Below are 15010 nucleotides of genomic sequence, written 5' to 3'. Positions count from 1 at the left end.
GGCCCGCCGCGCTGAGGTAGAATTGAAGGCTTCGCAAGGCGGACCTCGCCAAAAACGCCGCGGGAAAAACAAAGGGGGTCCGCATAACTGAGTTCACCGAACCGGCCGAGAAAGGCAAAAAAAACGCAAGGATTAGTGGCTATTTCGCAAGATCGCGGAGCTGATCTTTGCTATTGTCGGCATCTGGCGGGCCACCGATTAGGTCGGTGAGGCCTTCACCATGCCGCCCGGCCCCGATATCGCTCCCTACCACGATCGGCAAATCGTGATCCTTGAGCGAAACACCTGGGCGGACTGGCTCGACCCTTCCGTCTCCGCAAAATCGCTGATCAGGCCGCTTCCGCCCGTGCCCTGTCCGTGCAGCACGTCGGCTGATGTGCCTGTCCTTCCCGCTTAGCCATGCCTATCCCGCCCGCGAGGTCCGCGTCGAAGACACCGAGCCGCCGGACATATTCGTGGTGGAGCTTCGCGGCGGTATCGAAATGATAGGCGAGAGGTAATCAGATGGAACGCTCGCGGCGACCCGCATGATCCGCCGGGCGCACCTTCCAGTAATGCCGAAGGGCGCTCGACCCATTCGGAGAGCGCCCTTCCGAACCGTATGGTTGCGAACGCGCGACGGCTACCGTCGCCGCGATAAATGAGGAAAGACTTCCGGCAAATCAAATCCTTCCAGATTACAAATCGCCTGCAGCGGCGCATCGAGGCAAGCATCGCAGATGCCGCACCCGTCGTCGTCCATTGCCCGATCAGCGTTTCCGCAGCAGATACAGGCCACAGCCGGTCGGGTTGCCTTGGCGCACCGCCGCGGCAACATAATTTCAGCCGCGTCGGAAATGAGAGTTTCGATAGGGATGGTCTTCATCGCGGGTGTCTCCAACGATCTCTAGCAAGAGATAGGAGCGCCCAAAATCTTTGCAATGGCCCGTTAAAACGTGTCCGTCTTCACCGGGGCGTCGGGGAAATTGCTGGACCCGCTCACGGTGCAATCGTCGCCCGGCTGGAACTTCTGCGGCCGTTCCTGCCCCCGATCCTCTCGGCGAACGTGGAGCGCATGCTCGCAATCCGAGGTAAGGCCTCCGGAGGCGGAACGGGGCGGCTGACCCGGCCCTTTGGCAGGCCCTACGCGATACTTGACCAGGATCAATATCTACCGCGCTATCGGCGCTATGCTTCCGACCGCTTACCTGGACCGGAAGGAATCTACGCGTGGTTTATCGATCCATTCTCGTCAATCTCGATATCGACCGGCCGTTCGAGCCGATAACGGAGGCCGCCATCGATTTGGCATCCCGCTCGGGCGCGCGGCTCGTCGGGCTTTGCGCCGCCGAAACGCTCGCAGAGCGCATGGAGGAGGCCCGCGCCGCGTTCCTCCATCTGGCGGCAAACAGGATCGAGGCGGAATGGCGCGGCGAAACAATGGCGCCGACCGAGGCGGTCGTGGCCGCCGCCCGTATCGCAGATCTCGTATTGATGGCGGCCGAAGAGCGCGCGGACCCGGCGGCCATCGTCCTGCGCGCCGGCCGGCCGCTGCTGGTGGTCGGGAGGGACCGGGACGCGATTGCGACAAGAAAGATCGTCATCGGCTGGAAGGACACCCGTGAGGCCCGCCGCGCGATTGCCGATGCACTTCCCCTGCTATCGGTCGCCTATGACGTCGCCGTCGTTTCCGTTTCCCCGGAGCCCGCACCGGCCGAGAGGCAGAGCCTCGCCGATATCGTTTCCTATCTCGCCCGGCACAATGTAAAAGCCAGGCCGCAGATGATCAAAAGCGCCGACGAAACGATCGGCTTTCTGCAATTCGTCGACGAAAGCGACGCCGATATCGTCGTCACCGGCGCCTATGGTCACAGCCGCCTGCGGGAATGGGTGTTCGGCGGAATCACGGGTCTGCTTCTCGAAGAGAACACGCGCACCCGCTTCCTGTCCTGTTGATCCGCAGAACGCGGCCGGCGCCTATACCGGCGTGTCGGCCGGCGACGTGGCCGCAACCGGTGGCGACGTCGCCAACCCGTCCTCCAGCGCACGGACGGATGCGGCCCTGTCCACTGGCCGCCGGATCGGATCCGACAACAGCCGCAAGCCGTTGAGGACCACGAGCACGGTCCCGCCTTCATGTCCGACCACCGCCAGCGGCAGCGGCAGATCGAAGAACAACCCGCCCGTTACCAGCACCAGCATGGCGCCGATCGCGACGACGAGGTTCTGCCGGATGATCGCGGCGGTCCGTCGTGCCAGACGCTGCGCATCGGCCAGCTTCTTCATGTCTTCCGACAATAGGGCGACATCGGCGGCCTGAAGGGCGACATCCGAGCCGGCCGCGCCCATGGCGATGCCGACATCGGCGCGGGCAAGAGCGGCCGCGTCATTGACGCCGTCGCCGACGAAGGCCACCGTGCCGCCGCTCGCCAGGTCCCCCACATGGCGCACCTTGTCTTGCGGCAGCATTTCGGCGTGGATCTCGTCGGGAGCAAGGCCGAGCTGCCCGCCAATCCGCAGGGCCACCGGCCGGCGGTCTCCGGTCATCATGACGATGCGGCGCACGCCGCCGGCCCGCAGCGCGGCGAGCGCCGGGGCCGAGCTCGCCCTCGCCTCGTCCGCCACTCCGACGGCGCCGAGGACAGCCGGTCCTCGTCCCAGATAGACGACGGTCTCGGCGCTGTCGGTCAGTTCCCGAAGCCGGGCGTGATCAACCGACGCCCCCATGTCCCGAACGAGATGAAGATTGCCGGCCCAGAGGACACCAAGCGCATCCGACCCGACGATCCCTGCGCTTGGGCGCGCGCTGACATCCACGACATGCGCCGGCGCGATGCCACGTGCAGCCGCCTCCCGGCGGATGGCCGCCGCGACATGATGCTCGGAATGGGCTTCGAGCCCGGCGAGCAACGACAGGAAGCCGCATTCGTCCGCGTCCAGCGCGACGATCCGCGTCACGGCCGCCCGGCCGTTGGTGAGGGTGCCGGTCTTGTCGAAGGCGAAGATATTGACGGCGGCCAGCGTTTCGAGCGCGCCGCCGCCCTTGAACAGAACGCCGCCGCGCGCGGCCGCCGAAAGCGCCGACAGGATCGCCGCCGGTACCGATATGACGATCGCGCAGGGGCTGGCGGCGACCAGCAGCGTCGCGGCCCGATAAAGCGCCTGCTCCCAATCGCGCCCGACCCCATAGAAAACGGCGAAGGCGAGAGCGGCGCCGAGGAGAACCGCGACGGTATAACGCTGTCCGAACCAGGCGCTGAAACGCTCGGAGGGGGCCTTGGCCTCCTGGGCCTCCGTGACCAGCCGGATCATGCGGGCGATCGTGCTATCGCCGATCGTTCTTGCGACCTCCACCTCCAGAATGCCGTCCAGATTGACGGTGGCCTCGAACACCTGCTGGCCCGGCTCCTTGGAAACGGGCATGGATTCGCCGGTGATATTGGCCTCGTCGATGCCACCACGTCCCAGCAGGATGACGCCATCGGCCGGCACGCGGGCGCCGGGCCGCAGGATCACGACATCCCCGACGGCAAGCTCCGCTGCGGGAACCTCCAGCACCGAGCCATCGGCCTGCCTGCGGAACGCCGTTTCGGGACGAAGCGCCATTAGCGCCTCGACGGCGCGGCGCGCGCGGCCGAGCGCCTGATGCTCGAGCGTTGTCGACACGCTGAACAGCGTCAGTAGCACCGCACCTTCGAACGGCGCTCCGACGACGGCCGCGGCAACCGCGGCAACCACCATCAGGAGGTCGATATCGAGGACATGCTGCCGCCACAGGGCCAGAAGCGCGCTCCCCGTCGCCGGCAGTCCGCCGGCGAGATAGACGAGCGCCAGCCCCGGCCAGCGCAGGACGGCAAGCCCCTCGGCCGGCGGCCAGGTTCCAGCCGTGGCGAGGACCATGCCCAGCACCGTCAGCAGCGACATCACCGTGGGCGTATCGAACGACAGGCGTTTCATGATCAGACCGCCCGGCCGACAAGCGCGCCGATGGCTGCGGTCGACGCCATGGCGACCGCGCCCCAGAAGACGACCCGGACGGTCGGCTTCCAGATGCCAGCACCACCGGCACGCGCGCCGATCGCGCCGAGGACGGCAAGCCCGATGAGACAGGCAACGGACACAGCCCAGACGACCGTTCCCGACGGCGCCAGCAGGGCGACCGCCAGCGGCAGGGCCGCGCCCGTCGCGAAGGTCACCGCCGATGTCAGCGCCGCCTGGACAGGCCGCGCCATTACTTGGCTCGACAGGCCGAGTTCGTCCCGTGCATGGGCTTCGAAGGCGTCCTTCACCATCATTTGTTCGGCAACCTGGCGGGCAAGATCCGGTGAGACGCCACGCTGCTCGTAGATCGCGGTAAGCTCGGCCAGCTCCGCCTCCGGCTGGGTGGCCAGCTCGTGGCGCTCGCGCGCCATGTCGGCCTGTTCCGTATCGGCTTGCGAGCTGACGGAGACATATTCCCCCGCCGCCATCGACATCGCGCCGGCCACCAAACCGGCGACACCGGCGACGAGGATTTCCTGCGATGCCGCGGTCGCCGCCGCGACACCGACGATGAGGCTCGACGTCGAGATCAGCCCGTCATTGGCGCCCAGCACCGCCGCGCGGAGCCAGCCGATACGTTCGATGAGGTGGCTTTCCTTGTGAACGGCGCGCATAACATCTCCGATTTCAGCAGATCTACTGTGGTTGCATTATGACGTCAGGCATGTATTTAGAATAATTCTAAATACATGCCATATAGACAGCCGCACATCAACCTTCGCGGCGCTTCCTTCCCGTCACCATGGCGCGCACGAGGTTTTCCCGGTGCTCGACGCTGGCGAAGACGACGCCGGCGATGTGCAGGGCAATCAGCCCGATGGTCGAATAGACCAGGAGCTTATGCGTATCCTCCACGCAGCCGACACCCCAATAGGCATCCGTGGTCATCATGTAGCCGGTGGTCACGATACCGGACACCGCAACGAGCAGCAGGACGACCATCGCGCCCCCCGCCGGATTGTGGCCGAGATACCGCTTGGCGCGGAAGGCGAGGCTGTCACGGAGGAACGCTAGGATCGTCGGAGGAGAATAGAGGAAGTTGGCGAAGCGGGCGTGATGCGGCCCGAGCAGCCCCCAGACCAGGCGCAGGGCGATCAGCCCTGCGATGGCATAGCCGGAGAGGATATGAGCCTTCTTCCATTCGTCGCCGGTAACGAAGGAAAAAACGAAGAGGCAGACAAGCGACCAGTGAAAGACCCGCACGAGCGGGTCCCACACCTTGACGCTTTCCCCCGCCCCGCTGGTTCGGGAGAGTGGCGCCATCATTCCGCTCCTTCCGAGCCGACCGGTTCACCGGTCTGCGGATTGAAGATCGTCTCGACCTTGGCGCCCTTGGCATCGATCGCATAGACCTCGTAGCAGCCGTTCTCGACCTTTATCCGCCGGACGTCGAGGCCCGGATTCGTCTTGACATCGAAAACATATCCGATATTCTGGATATATGGATAATATCACAGCAATCGCAGCGCTCGGCGCCTTGGCACAGACCACGCGACTGGAGACCTTCCGGCTTCTGGTGCGGCACGAACCCGATGGCATCCCGGCCGGCGAACTCGCCCGCCTTATCGATGTACCGCAAAACACCATGTCGGCGCATCTCGCAACGCTTTCGCGGGCAGGCTTGGTGACGAGCGAGCGGCAGAGCAGATCGATCATCTACCGGGCCGACCTCAATGGCTTGCGCGAGCTGACGCTGTTCCTCCTCAAAGACTGCTGCGGCGGATCGACGGAGCTTTGCGCTCCGCTCATCGCCGAGTTGACGCCGTGCTGCGCCCCGGAGGCGAAGGTGTTATGAGCGCGATCAGGTTGGAGCAGATTGAGGGCAACGACGCTGGCCTCAAGGCAGCCTTGACGGAAGCGCATCTGCCCACCGACGACATCGAGGATCATGGTCGCACCTTCTTCAGGGCGCAGTCATCGGACGGCAGGGCTGTCGGTTTCATCGGTGTTGAGCGCTGCGGCGACGATTTTCTCCTCCGTTCGGTCGTCGTGCTTCCCGATCATCGGGGGCAAGGACTGGGAAGCGTTTTGGTCGAGCGGGCGGTGGCGGGTCTCGATCAGGCCGGCGACGTCTTCCTTGCCACGACGAGTGCAGCGCCGTTCTTCACGCGCATCGGATTTTCTGAATTCCAGCGGGACAGCGTTCCCGCAGCCGTGTTGGCGACCCGTCAGCTTTCCTCCATCTGCCCATCGTCGGCGACCATCATGAGGCTCACCCGGCCGCCGGCCTAACCACGGACCACGACCATGACCGACAAGACCTACAACGTGCTGTTCCTCTGCACGGGCAATTCCGCTCGTTCTATTCTCGCCGAATCCATTCTCAACAAGGAGGGCGGCGGACGATTCAAAGCCTTCTCCGCCGGCAGCCAGCCGAAGGGCGAAGTCAATCCGCATGCCCTGAAGGAGCTGGAAGCGCTGGGCTATCCATCGACGGGCTTCTCGTCGAAGAGCTGGGATGTGTTCGCGGAGCCCGGCGCGCCGCAGATGGATTTCATCTTCACCGTCTGCGACAGCGCCGCCGGCGAAGCCTGCCCGGTCTGGATCGGCCATCCGATGACCGCCCATTGGGGTGTCGAAGACCCCGCCGCCGTCGCTGGCTCGGACATCGAGATCCAGCGCGCCTTCGCTCAGGCCGCGCGTTTCCTCAAGAACCGGATCGCGGCGTTCGTCAGCCTGCCGCTGGCATCCTTCGATCACATGGCGCTTGAGACCAAGCTTCGCCAGATCGGTGCGATGGAAGGTTCGACGTCGCCGCAAGGAAAGTCCGCCTGATGTCCACGTTCGAGCGTTATCTGACCATCTGGGTGTTCCTGTGCATCATCGCCGGTGTCGCCCTCGGCCATCTCATGCCCGGTCTCTTTCAGATCATCGGCGCGGCCGAGGTCGCCAAGGTGAACATTCCCGTCGCGATCCTGATCTGGCTGATGATCATTCCGATGCTGCTTAAGATCGATTTCCGGTCTCTGGCGCAGGTCGGCACCTACTGGCGCGGTATCGGCGTGACCTTGTTCATCAACTGGGCCGTCAAGCCGTTCTCCATGGCCGTCCTCGGTTGGCTGTTCATCGGTTGGCTGTTCCGCCCATACCTGCCTGCCGACCAGATCGACTCCTATATCGCCGGACTGATCATTCTCGCCGCGGCTCCCTGCACCGCTATGGTGTTCGTCTGGAGCAACCTGACGCGCGGGGAGCCATTGTTCACGCTGTCTCAGGTCGCGTTGAACGATGCCATCATGGTCGTCGCATTTGCTCCGATCGTTGGCTTGCTGCTCGGCCTCTCCGCGATCACCGTGCCTTGGGATACGCTCGTTCTTTCCGTCGCCCTCTATATCGTCGTGCCCGTCATTATCGCGCAGGTCATCCGCCGCCGCCTCACGGTTGGCGGTAAGGCCCGGGCACTGGATGGCGTGCTGGCAAGGTTGCAGCCGATCTCACTGGTGGCGCTACTTGCGACGCTGGTTCTGCTCTTCGCCTTTCAGGGTGAACAGATCATCGCCCAGCCAGCCGTCATCGGCTTGCTCGCCGTGCCGATCCTGATCCAAGTCTATCTGAACTCCGGGCTGGCTTATCTACTCAACCGGATGACCGGTGAGCGGCATTGCATTGCCGGCCCGTCAGCCCTGATCGGCGCCAGCAATTTCTTCGAGCTTGCAGTTGCCGCAGCCATCAGCCTGTTCGGCTTCCAGTCCGGCGCAGCACTCGCCACCGTCGTTGGCGTTCTCATCGAGGTTCCGGTCATGCTCTCGGTCGTGTGGATCGTGAACCGCTCGAAAGATTGGTACGAGGCCGCCCCCGCTGTTTCCAGAACCACCGCCACCGAAAGGCACTGACCATGGACGCGACCATCTATCACAACCCCGCCTGCGGGACGTCCCGCAACACGCTGGCGCTGATCCGCGCTGCCGGGATCAAACCTGTTGTCATCGAGTATTTGCAGCACCCGCCGACGCGCGAGCAGCTTGCGACGATGATCGCGGACGCTGGCTTGAACGTTCGGGAAGCCATTCGCGAGAAAGGCACGCCTTATGCCGAACTCGGTCTGGACAACCCAGACCTGACTGACGAGCAGTTGCTCGACGCGATGATCGCAACGCCGATCCTGATCAATCGCCCCTTCGTCGTGACACCGCTCGGCACCCGGCTCGCCCGTCCGTCCGAGGCGGTGCTCGACATCCTGCCCGACACCTTCAGGGGACCGTTCTTCAAGGAGGACGGTGAACAGATCCTCGACCAGGAAGGAAAGCGCATTGCCTGACACTTTCCCAGCACTGCAGGGCGATCACCTATATTCGACAGATCTCGATGCCCTGCGTCCGGCGTTCTCAACGCATAAGCCGCGCATCCTGATCCTCTACGGCTCGCTGCGTGAGGTGTCGTATAGCCGCCTGCTCGCATTCGAGGTCCGCCGGCTGCTCGAACGCCTTGGATGCGAGGTTCGTATCTTTGACCCGAAGGGCCTGCCGCTCCCTGACGAAGCGCCGGCGAGCCATCCGAAGGTGCAAGAATTGCGCGATCTTTCGCAATGGTCGGAAGGGCAGGTCTGGGTGAGCCCGGAACGCCACGGCGCGATGACCGGGATAATGAAGTCCCAGATCGACTGGATTCCGCTCTCGGTCGGATCGGTCCGGCCGACGCAGGGCAAAACGCTTGCCGTTATGGAGGTGTCGGGCGGTAGCCAGTCCTTCAATGCAGTGAACCAGATGCGCATTCTCGGCCGCTGGATGCGGATGATCACCATCCCCAACCAGTCCTCCGTCGCCAAGGCCTATCAGGAATTCGACGCCGACGGCCGGATGAAGCCCTCGTCCTATTACGACCGGGTCGTGGACGTCTGCGAAGAACTGGTGAAGTTCACCATTCTCACGCGCGATGCTTCGGCCTATCTCACCGACCGCTACAGCGAGCGCAAGGAACAGGCGGCCGAGCTTGAGAAGCGGGTATCGCTGCGGTCAATTTGACGGGCTTGGCGAGGTGACGAGGCTCCGCTTCGTCGCCATCGCTACCGCGACAAACGCCGCAATACCGATCGAGCCAAGCGCGGCGCTCAGGACGAGCGATGCGCCTATGCCGAACTGCTCCATCGTCGCCGCGAAGGCAAACGGCGCTGCTGCGCCGGCAGCCAGCCGCGAGGCGGCCATCTTGCCGGTGAGCGCACCATAGCCATCCGAGCCGAACAGGTAGAGCGGTAAGCTTCCCTGCGCGATGCTGTTGATGCCCGATCCGAGGCCGAGGCAGATCGAGAAGGCGACCGCGCCGGGGAGCCAGTTGCCGGACAGCGCCAGAATAACGACGCTCAGCACCATGAAGACTGCGGAGAGAACCGCGAGGCCCGGCGGCGCGAGGCGCGTTCCAAAGATCATGTTGATCAGGCGGCTAAGAACCTGCGCCGGACCGAACAGGGAGCCGATGCCGACGGCGGCACTTCCGAAGCCAAGCGACCCGAGCATCGGCACCATATGCGCCAGCATCGCGCCAAGGGTGAAGCTCAGCAGCGCGAATGCAGCCGACACGACGACCACCGTACCGCGCCGACGCTCGCGCGGAACAGCTCCGACGACAGGCTCGCGCATAGGTCTTTGCCCGCCGGCTGCCGCTACCTTTCCCTTCCGCATGATCCAGACATGGAACGGCATACAGACAGCAAGATTGAGCACGGCATAGACGAGGTAGATTTCCCGCCACGAGAGATAGCCGAGCAGCGCCGTGGCAATCGGCCAGAAGATCGTCGAGGCAAATCCCGCGATCAGGGTGAGATAAGTGATGCTGCGTGACGCTGACCGGGGATCGGCCTCGACCAGTGCCGCGAAAGCGGCTTGGTACTGGACCATGCCGGACGATATCTCCAACAGGACGATGGCCAGCGCGAAGACTGCCACCGATGGCGACCAGGCGCACAAGATCAAGGTCAGTGCGGACAATGCCGAGCCGATCGCCATGACCGTCGCGGCGCCGATGCGATCCATCTGCCGGCCGATATAGGGCGCTGACAGGCCGCCAACGAACAGCGAGGTCGAGAAGACCGCAAAAACCTGCGCGACGGTGATGCCGAGATCCGCGGCCATGCCAGGCGCCAGGATGCTGAAGCTGTAGTAGAGGGTGCCGTAGCCGATGATCTGGGTCAGGCCGAGTGCGGCAACAATGCCGACAGGTACCTTCCGATCACGCAATGACGTCGCCCTCGCTCCGGGCAACATCCGTCTTGCAGCAGCCATCGGATCGCTCGACACCCTCTCGGACCATCGGATGGCCAGCGCAGCAGTCCTCCATCAGGAATTTTACGAGATCGGCCAGCGCATCGTAGCTGGCGCTATAGACGATCGAGCGAGATTCTCGCCGCTGCGCGATAAGGCCCGATCGCTCCAGCTCTTTCAGATGGAACGACACATTTGAGGGCGAGACGCCCATGCGCTCGGCGATCAGCCCGGCGGCCAACCCATCCGGTCCGGCGACGACCAGCGTGCGGACGATGGCGAGGCGGGTTTCCTGCGACAGGGCCGCGAATGATGTGAGGGCTTGACACTCATTCATATTTCAATAATCCTTGAATCATTGAACAATAGGAGTATCGCACATGAATGCGATCGACAAGGCTGTTTCGTCCGATATCACGCTTGGCCAGCTTCTTGACGGCCTTGCGGCTGCGCCCGAGGCGTCGCTGGTGTTTCTCTACGATGGTCAGCCGGTGAAGGCAGGCTATCATGTCACCGAGGTCAAGGCGGGTGCATTCTCGGCGCTCGACTGCGGTGCCAATCCGGAAGCCTGGTCGGAGATGTTCGTCCAGCTCTGGGATATCTACGAGGACGGCAGGAGCCACATGCCTGCAGGAAAGTTCTCCGCGATCATCCGCAAGGTTTCTGATCACGTTCGGCTCGATCCGGCGGCCAAGCTCACCTTTGAGGTCAGCGATGGGAAGCGGCCGATGGCGCTCTATTGCGCATCGTCGCCGCGCTTGGCAGACGGCAGGTTAGAGGTGGCGCTGGCGGCGCGGCCGTCGAGCTGCAAGCCGCGCGACCGATGGCTGGCGGAGCAGGCGACCGCAACGAACTCTTGCTGCGCGCCGGCAACGGGCGGCTCAAAGTGCTGCGCCTGACGGTCGCGCCTTCTAGGATCGCAGAAAGTCGCGGATGCCGAGACCAGCCTTGGCGTCTCTTTCGTAGCGACACACCACATGCATATGGGCATGGAAGATGTGCTGGCCGCCGGTGGCTCCGACATTCCATCCGATCGTAAAGCCGACGGGCTGGAACTGATCAAGCCGGCGTTTCGCCTCAACGAGCACTACACCGAGGACCATTCTTCCCAGCTGAACTCGAATGGAGTCTCGACATGACGGAACGGAATGATCATCGCGGACGGCTTCGGCAAGGTGGGCTTCAGCATCATGTATTGCGAGCGGTGCTCCACTTCCACTAGCCGGAAGTTCGATGACCAGAGGTTCCGTGAAACCAGCGCAATGCTATTCCAAAGCCCTCACTCCCCTATCAAGGCATGTATCCCCGCGCCAGTAAGGCACATTTGCACGCGCTCCCCATCGATGATGAACCGCGCCTCGCAGCGAGAATGAAATAATTTCAATCGTGGGGATCAGATTTCTGAGGGGGGTGCCGACGCAATCGACAGCAATTCCGTCGTCCGATTTTCTCCGTGGCGAAAACCCTGCATGCTCCTTCAGCCATCGAAGCCAACGACCACAGACGATCCTGATCGTGTTGGGGCGGCTCCAAAATCCGTTGATCCGGTTCTCGGACACGCTGATCAGCCCCATTCGCAAGGCATCCCGAATGGCATACCGCGCTGTTGTGCATCCGACGCCAGCGCGTGCGGCGATCTCAGGGAGAGACATATTCGATCTTCCACGGTCCATCACCGCTCGGGCAATGACCGAAAGCACGGCAAGCTTGCTGATTGTCAACCTTCCGGCGATGCAAGTCGGGATGATGCAGTTTTTGGCGAGCGAGCGGCGGCGCACCCAGGATGCAGCTCGCCTGTCTGCGGGAATTGACGGGCGTCGGTGAACCGGCTTGGCCGTCGTCGGTCTTAGATGACCAATCGGATCGCCCAGACGCCAAGGTTGCGCGCGGATCGCGCGCCGCTGATGCTCGATGACCGGGGCTAGATATGCCATCTCGCGGTCGTCTACGAGCCCCTCCCCATTCAGTATCCAGGCGGATTTCGCGCAGTCGTCAATCTGCTGGAGGGTGCGCGCGGCGAGTAGGCGCGACAATAGGTTCGGCCCGTAGGCCGCTGGTGATGCAACAAGCATTTTCTCTCCTCGTTGTGGTCAGCGGAGAGAAATCCAGGACGCAGGACGCACGTATTCGTGGCAAGAATTAACTTGCAGCGGCCTCATCAATGTGCGAAAAAATCATTGGCTATAAGACTTTTGCGCACATCTCCGTGTGTCACTGAACCCGTCTCTCCGAGGCGGGTTTTATTTTGTCTACGGCATGAAACCTCCCTGGCTCATTCGCCCACAAGGCGAGTCACCAAGTTAATTATAATTTACTCGCCGGACAAACATAATCAGCGGCTGCCGCGAAAACGCCGCTTTTCACTCGTGGAAAGGTTGAGCGAGACATTCGGCCGGGGGAATCACACCCGTCCGTTCCGACATCGCCTTGCCCGACTTCGCACTGGCGAGCGCGCATGCAGGCAAAGCAAACCCGCACCACAACGACGCGAAACCGTCGTGCCGGTGACCGGAAAGGATGACCGCAAATGGCCAGTGAAAGTGCTGTAGAGCTTGTGCAATTCCTCGCAGACGAATTAAGGCGCCGCGACACCAAACCTCATGAATTTGCCGAACTGACCGGCATTGCTGAAGAGCGATTGGAGCTTCTGCAGGAAGGCGCATGGCAGCTCATGACCCTGCGGGAAGTCGCCATGATTACGGAATGCCTTCACATCGATCTTTCGGAGGTCTGGTCATTGCTCGCCCAGAAGCAGGGAGACGGGATGAACGAAGCGCCCCGCCCATAGGCCGGCGCGGCTGTCTTTGGCGGCTTTCTCCGCGATCGCGTAGGATGCCGATACCGGCGCGCCAGAAGGGAACACGGCCGCAAATGCCCCGCCCGACGATATGAGCGCCGTTCCGACATCGACCGTCATCTCATCGATCTCGGCTGCGCAGACGACGAACGTGGCGCCATCCTTGGCGTTGCCGACAGGCTGACAACCGATCGAACCCGTCGAGAACAGCGCTGCTATCGATGCGATCGAACGCATCCCGCAGTCGACCTCGTCACCATCAGAGGAACGAAAAGTCGTGCCGCGCAGACATGCCTGAACGCCGAAAACCCTGTATTTTCGGCCTTCGTAAGCCCAGGTATCGCCAGTCTCAAAGCTTACGTCAGACGGAAATGAAATGGCCTTGTCCTGCGCAACGGCTGTGGACGCGACCAACATGGCGATGACCATCGAAAATTCAATCCGCATTCTGGAACCCCATCGATCGTGAGAGAGATTGCGACGCTTCGAGGTCAGGCCGACGGCTGCGCCCGTCCTGTGTTCGTCCGATGGACGCCAGTCCGAGAAACACCATGCTGTCATCGTCATTGACCGTCTTGAAGGGCTCCCCTTCGCCACCAACGAGAACGAAGCATGACGCCGGGGTCGTCTCGTTTTCAGCCGGGGTCAGCACCAGGGTCTTGCAGAGAATGACCTTGGCACGCCTGTTATAGACCGTCTCGGCGTAGTCGCGCGCCGCGTCGGTGCAACGCCATGTCTGCACGCGATTATAAACGACGTTTTCGGTTGGGCAGGCGGTCAGCCCACGCAAACTGATCCTTTGCCCCGCTATGCTTCGCTCGACCGGGCCGTCGATCTCGACACTCCCATTCAGCTTCTCGATCGACCTCGCCACCAGGTTTCCATCGGCGTCGAAACGCTCCAGCACGAATGCCTTCGTCCCCTGCTCCACAAATTGGCGGAGGTATTCCGGAGGCGGTTCCCCGTAGGGATTTTCGCCCTGCGCCATGGTGACTGTGGCGGCGTCTCCCGTGAGGGATATGAGGGCGAATCCGATTACTTTGAGTTGTTGTCGCATAGCAGCCATGCCATTTCCGAATTGACAGAGGAATCCCATACGAATTAACTATAGTTTACTATTCGATGCGACAACCCGGATAAACGAATTGAAAACCACCCTGATTTTTCTCCTCCTCTCGACGTCGGCTACGACCGCGCAAGCGTGCGGTTCTGTCGATAGCGACCGGGTGCTGGAACTGGTGCGGACCATCGCCACAGAGGAAGAACTGGACCCCGACCTGGCGCTCGCGGTGGTTGATGTCGAGAGTTCCGGCGGCAGGCACCAGGTCTCAGACGCCGGCGCCGTCGGTATCATGCAGCTGATGCCCGAGACCGCCTCCGACTATGGCGTCACCGACCGCTGCGATCCGGAATCGAACATTCGCGCCGGCGTCCGCTACCTCAAGAAGCTCTATGGCGAGTTCGACGATCCCCTGCTGATGTTGGCCGCCTACAATGCCGGTCCGGAGCGCGTCTACCAGAAGGGGGGCATCCCCGAGTTCAACGAGACAGCCCAGTACATCGTCAAGGTGATGAACCGCTGGACGCTGAACGCCAAGGCATCGGCGGCCGAGGAAAAGCGCCGCGGGAATAGCGATGCCCGCAAGGAGACGGTGGCGCTCGCGCCCTCCCCCTGGCGCGACCAACACGTCTGGACCGCCGATTAGAGCTGGTCCCCCAACCACATCCTCCCAAAATCAGAAGGACATTCAAATGAGCATTCCCACGATCCCGCAGCGTCCGCGCGGTAAGGCCCTCTTATCGCTGGCCCTGCTGGCGACCTCTGCCGCGCTGGTCCCTGAATTGGCCTATGCGCAGTCGGCCGCGCCGGTCGAAGGCATTCTAGCCGCCTTAATGCATAGCACCGGACGTTTTGGCGACGAGAGGCAGGCTTTTGCTGGCTGCGCGACACCGCAGGCAAGTTTTGCCAGTCGCCGGAGTTAATCCATCGTGATGGAAG

23 protein-coding genes and 1 pseudogene are annotated in these 15010 nt (G+C 62.7%); 13 read left to right on the top strand and 11 right to left on the bottom strand.

Annotated elements, in window-relative coordinates; genetic code table 11:
- Positions 1-89 precede the first annotated feature (89 nt).
- Positions 90-375: pseudogene (locus P9A16_RS35755) on the top strand (SOS response-associated peptidase family protein); the annotation flags it as partial.
- Between the two features lie 247 nt (positions 376-622).
- Here the strand turns inward: P9A16_RS35755 and P9A16_RS33940 are convergent.
- Complete coding sequence (locus P9A16_RS33940; protein WP_082342768.1) at positions 623-865, bottom strand: hypothetical protein; 243 nt, start codon at positions 863-865, stop codon at positions 623-625.
- Between the two features lie 344 nt (positions 866-1209).
- On the opposite strand from P9A16_RS33940, the gene P9A16_RS33935 reads away from it, so the two are divergent.
- Entirely contained in the window at positions 1210-1935 is a 726-nt protein-coding gene (locus P9A16_RS33935; protein WP_050746467.1) for a universal stress protein, read from the top strand.
- A gap of 21 nt (positions 1936-1956) precedes the next feature.
- Here the strand turns inward: P9A16_RS33935 and P9A16_RS33930 are convergent, their stop codons facing one another.
- From P9A16_RS33930 to P9A16_RS33915, 4 genes are all read right to left on the bottom strand, one after another.
- A complete protein-coding gene (locus P9A16_RS33930; RefSeq protein WP_082342770.1) occupies positions 1957-3936 on the bottom strand; it encodes a heavy metal translocating P-type ATPase in 1980 nt (659 codons plus the stop codon).
- A gap of 2 nt (positions 3937-3938) precedes the next feature.
- Entirely contained in the window at positions 3939-4634 is a 696-nt protein-coding gene (locus P9A16_RS33925; RefSeq protein ID WP_050746469.1) for a VIT1/CCC1 transporter family protein, read from the bottom strand.
- Between the two features lie 97 nt (positions 4635-4731).
- Positions 4732-5286, bottom strand: coding sequence for a cytochrome b/b6 domain-containing protein (locus tag P9A16_RS33920; protein WP_082342772.1), 555 nt, complete (start codon positions 5284-5286; stop codon positions 4732-4734).
- Positions 5283-5450 (bottom strand): PepSY domain-containing protein, encoded by a 168-nt coding sequence (locus P9A16_RS33915; protein ID WP_256364427.1) that lies wholly within the window; start codon positions 5448-5450, stop codon positions 5283-5285. Before P9A16_RS33915 ends, P9A16_RS33920 begins: the two co-directional genes overlap by 4 nt.
- An 11-nt stretch (positions 5451-5461) precedes the next feature.
- On the opposite strand from P9A16_RS33915, the gene P9A16_RS33910 reads away from it, so the two are divergent.
- Genes P9A16_RS33910 through arsH form a run of 6 tightly spaced genes read left to right on the top strand, consistent with a single transcriptional unit; the run spans position 5462 to position 8981 of the window.
- On the top strand, positions 5462-5815 hold the full coding sequence (locus P9A16_RS33910) for an ArsR/SmtB family transcription factor (RefSeq protein ID WP_050746470.1): 354 nt from the start codon (positions 5462-5464) through the stop codon (positions 5813-5815).
- Positions 5812-6252 carry an arsenic resistance N-acetyltransferase ArsN2 gene (arsN2, locus tag P9A16_RS33905; RefSeq protein ID WP_050746471.1) on the top strand — a complete coding sequence of 147 codons (441 nt, stop codon included), beginning with the start codon at positions 5812-5814 and terminating at the stop codon, positions 6250-6252. The genes P9A16_RS33910 and arsN2 overlap by 4 nt, the downstream gene beginning before the upstream one ends.
- Before the next feature lie 15 nt (positions 6253-6267).
- Positions 6268-6795, top strand: coding sequence for an arsenate reductase ArsC (locus P9A16_RS33900; RefSeq protein ID WP_050746472.1), 528 nt, complete (start codon positions 6268-6270; stop codon positions 6793-6795).
- Positions 6795-7853, top strand: a complete 1059-nt coding sequence (gene arsB / locus P9A16_RS33895; RefSeq protein WP_050746473.1) for an ACR3 family arsenite efflux transporter — start codon at positions 6795-6797, stop codon at positions 7851-7853. The genes P9A16_RS33900 and arsB overlap by 1 nt, the downstream gene beginning before the upstream one ends.
- 2 nt (positions 7854-7855) lie before the next feature.
- Positions 7856-8278, top strand: coding sequence for an arsenate reductase (glutaredoxin) (gene arsC / locus P9A16_RS33890; RefSeq protein WP_050746474.1), 423 nt, complete (start codon positions 7856-7858; stop codon positions 8276-8278).
- On the top strand, positions 8271-8981 hold the full coding sequence (arsH, locus tag P9A16_RS33885; protein WP_278026467.1) for an arsenical resistance protein ArsH: 711 nt from the start codon (positions 8271-8273) through the stop codon (positions 8979-8981). The genes arsC and arsH overlap by 8 nt, the downstream gene beginning before the upstream one ends.
- Here the strand turns inward: arsH and arsK are convergent.
- Positions 8973-10217 (bottom strand): arsenite efflux MFS transporter ArsK, encoded by a 1245-nt coding sequence (gene arsK / locus P9A16_RS33880; protein ID WP_088016577.1) that lies wholly within the window; start codon positions 10215-10217, stop codon positions 8973-8975. The genes arsH and arsK overlap by 9 nt on opposite strands.
- Entirely contained in the window at positions 10183-10551 is a 369-nt protein-coding gene (locus P9A16_RS33875; RefSeq protein ID WP_050746476.1) for an ArsR/SmtB family transcription factor, read from the bottom strand. The genes arsK and P9A16_RS33875 overlap by 35 nt, the downstream gene beginning before the upstream one ends.
- 43 nt (positions 10552-10594) lie before the next feature.
- Here P9A16_RS33875 and P9A16_RS33870 point away from each other — a divergent pair, with 43 nt between their 5' ends.
- Complete coding sequence (locus tag P9A16_RS33870; protein ID WP_050746477.1) at positions 10595-11113, top strand: DUF6428 family protein; 519 nt, start codon at positions 10595-10597, stop codon at positions 11111-11113.
- A gap of 12 nt (positions 11114-11125) precedes the next feature.
- Here P9A16_RS33870 and P9A16_RS35875 read toward each other — a convergent pair whose 3' ends face one another.
- A complete protein-coding gene (locus P9A16_RS35875; protein ID WP_226923756.1) occupies positions 11126-11248 on the bottom strand; it encodes a hypothetical protein in 123 nt (40 codons plus the stop codon).
- Here P9A16_RS35875 and P9A16_RS33865 point away from each other — a divergent pair.
- On the top strand, positions 11204-11353 hold the full coding sequence (locus P9A16_RS33865) for a hypothetical protein (protein ID WP_226923758.1): 150 nt from the start codon (positions 11204-11206) through the stop codon (positions 11351-11353). The genes P9A16_RS35875 and P9A16_RS33865 overlap by 45 nt on opposite strands.
- A gap of 126 nt (positions 11354-11479) precedes the next feature.
- Here the strand turns inward: P9A16_RS33865 and P9A16_RS33860 are convergent, their stop codons facing one another.
- Positions 11480-12286 (bottom strand): hypothetical protein, encoded by an 807-nt coding sequence (locus P9A16_RS33860; protein ID WP_156334158.1) that lies wholly within the window; start codon positions 12284-12286, stop codon positions 11480-11482.
- Positions 12287-12741: 455 nt separating this feature from the next.
- On the opposite strand from P9A16_RS33860, the gene P9A16_RS33855 reads away from it, so the two are divergent.
- On the top strand, positions 12742-13002 hold the full coding sequence (locus P9A16_RS33855) for a hypothetical protein (RefSeq protein WP_156334159.1): 261 nt from the start codon (positions 12742-12744) through the stop codon (positions 13000-13002).
- Here the strand turns inward: P9A16_RS33855 and P9A16_RS33850 are convergent.
- Together P9A16_RS33850 and P9A16_RS33845 are read right to left on the bottom strand one after the other, a co-directional pair.
- Complete coding sequence (locus P9A16_RS33850; protein ID WP_156334160.1) at positions 12949-13458, bottom strand: thermonuclease family protein; 510 nt, start codon at positions 13456-13458, stop codon at positions 12949-12951. The two genes, P9A16_RS33855 and P9A16_RS33850, sit on opposite strands and share 54 nt — an antisense overlap.
- Complete coding sequence (locus P9A16_RS33845) at positions 13448-14077, bottom strand: hypothetical protein (RefSeq protein ID WP_050746480.1); 630 nt, start codon at positions 14075-14077, stop codon at positions 13448-13450. The genes P9A16_RS33850 and P9A16_RS33845 overlap by 11 nt, the downstream gene beginning before the upstream one ends.
- Before the next feature lie 79 nt (positions 14078-14156).
- Between P9A16_RS33845 and P9A16_RS33840 the strand changes: the two genes are divergently transcribed.
- On the top strand, positions 14157-14717 hold the full coding sequence (locus tag P9A16_RS33840; protein ID WP_050746481.1) for a lytic transglycosylase domain-containing protein: 561 nt from the start codon (positions 14157-14159) through the stop codon (positions 14715-14717).
- 46 nt (positions 14718-14763) lie between these two features.
- The gene (locus P9A16_RS33835) at positions 14764-14994 is read left to right on the top strand and encodes a hypothetical protein (RefSeq protein WP_278026466.1); all 231 of its coding nucleotides are present in this window, start codon (positions 14764-14766) and stop codon (positions 14992-14994) included.
- The last annotated feature ends 16 nt before the right edge of the window (positions 14995-15010 follow it).

The sequence above is a fragment of the Shinella sp. 838 genome, from assembly GCF_029623935.1.
Taxonomy (GTDB): domain Bacteria; phylum Pseudomonadota; class Alphaproteobacteria; order Rhizobiales; family Rhizobiaceae; genus Shinella.
The sequence above is the reverse complement of the archived record's forward strand: the minus strand, read 5'-3'. Positions and strand labels throughout refer to the sequence as shown.

Bases quoted from the DNA above. Each gene is read 5' to 3' on its own strand.
- P9A16_RS33940 (WP_082342768.1), bottom strand. From the start codon at position 865: ATGAAGACCATCCCTATCGAAACTCTCATTTCCGACGCGGCTGAAATT.
- P9A16_RS33930 (WP_082342770.1), bottom strand. From the start codon at position 3,936: ATGAAACGCCTGTCGTTCGATACGCCCACGGTGATGTCGCTGCTGACG.
- P9A16_RS33925 (WP_050746469.1), bottom strand. From the start codon at position 4,634: ATGCGCGCCGTTCACAAGGAAAGCCACCTCATCGAACGTATCGGCTGG.
- P9A16_RS33920 (WP_082342772.1), bottom strand. From the start codon at position 5,286: ATGATGGCGCCACTCTCCCGAACCAGCGGGGCGGGGGAAAGCGTCAAG.
- P9A16_RS33910 (WP_050746470.1), top strand. From the start codon at position 5,462: ATGGATAATATCACAGCAATCGCAGCGCTCGGCGCCTTGGCACAGACC.
- arsN2 (WP_050746471.1), top strand. From the start codon at position 5,812: ATGAGCGCGATCAGGTTGGAGCAGATTGAGGGCAACGACGCTGGCCTC.
- P9A16_RS33900 (WP_050746472.1), top strand. From the start codon at position 6,268: ATGACCGACAAGACCTACAACGTGCTGTTCCTCTGCACGGGCAATTCC.
- arsB (WP_050746473.1), top strand. From the start codon at position 6,795: ATGTCCACGTTCGAGCGTTATCTGACCATCTGGGTGTTCCTGTGCATC.
- arsC (WP_050746474.1), top strand. From the start codon at position 7,856: ATGGACGCGACCATCTATCACAACCCCGCCTGCGGGACGTCCCGCAAC.
- arsK (WP_088016577.1), bottom strand. From the start codon at position 10,217: ATGTTGCCCGGAGCGAGGGCGACGTCATTGCGTGATCGGAAGGTACCT.
- P9A16_RS33875 (WP_050746476.1), bottom strand. From the start codon at position 10,551: ATGAATGAGTGTCAAGCCCTCACATCATTCGCGGCCCTGTCGCAGGAA.
- P9A16_RS33870 (WP_050746477.1), top strand. From the start codon at position 10,595: ATGAATGCGATCGACAAGGCTGTTTCGTCCGATATCACGCTTGGCCAG.
- P9A16_RS33865 (WP_226923758.1), top strand. From the start codon at position 11,204: ATGGAAGATGTGCTGGCCGCCGGTGGCTCCGACATTCCATCCGATCGT.
- P9A16_RS33860 (WP_156334158.1), bottom strand. From the start codon at position 12,286: ATGCTTGTTGCATCACCAGCGGCCTACGGGCCGAACCTATTGTCGCGC.
- P9A16_RS33855 (WP_156334159.1), top strand. From the start codon at position 12,742: ATGGCCAGTGAAAGTGCTGTAGAGCTTGTGCAATTCCTCGCAGACGAA.
- P9A16_RS33850 (WP_156334160.1), bottom strand. From the start codon at position 13,458: ATGCGGATTGAATTTTCGATGGTCATCGCCATGTTGGTCGCGTCCACA.
- P9A16_RS33845 (WP_050746480.1), bottom strand. From the start codon at position 14,077: ATGGCTGCTATGCGACAACAACTCAAAGTAATCGGATTCGCCCTCATA.
- P9A16_RS33835 (WP_278026466.1), top strand. From the start codon at position 14,764: ATGAGCATTCCCACGATCCCGCAGCGTCCGCGCGGTAAGGCCCTCTTA.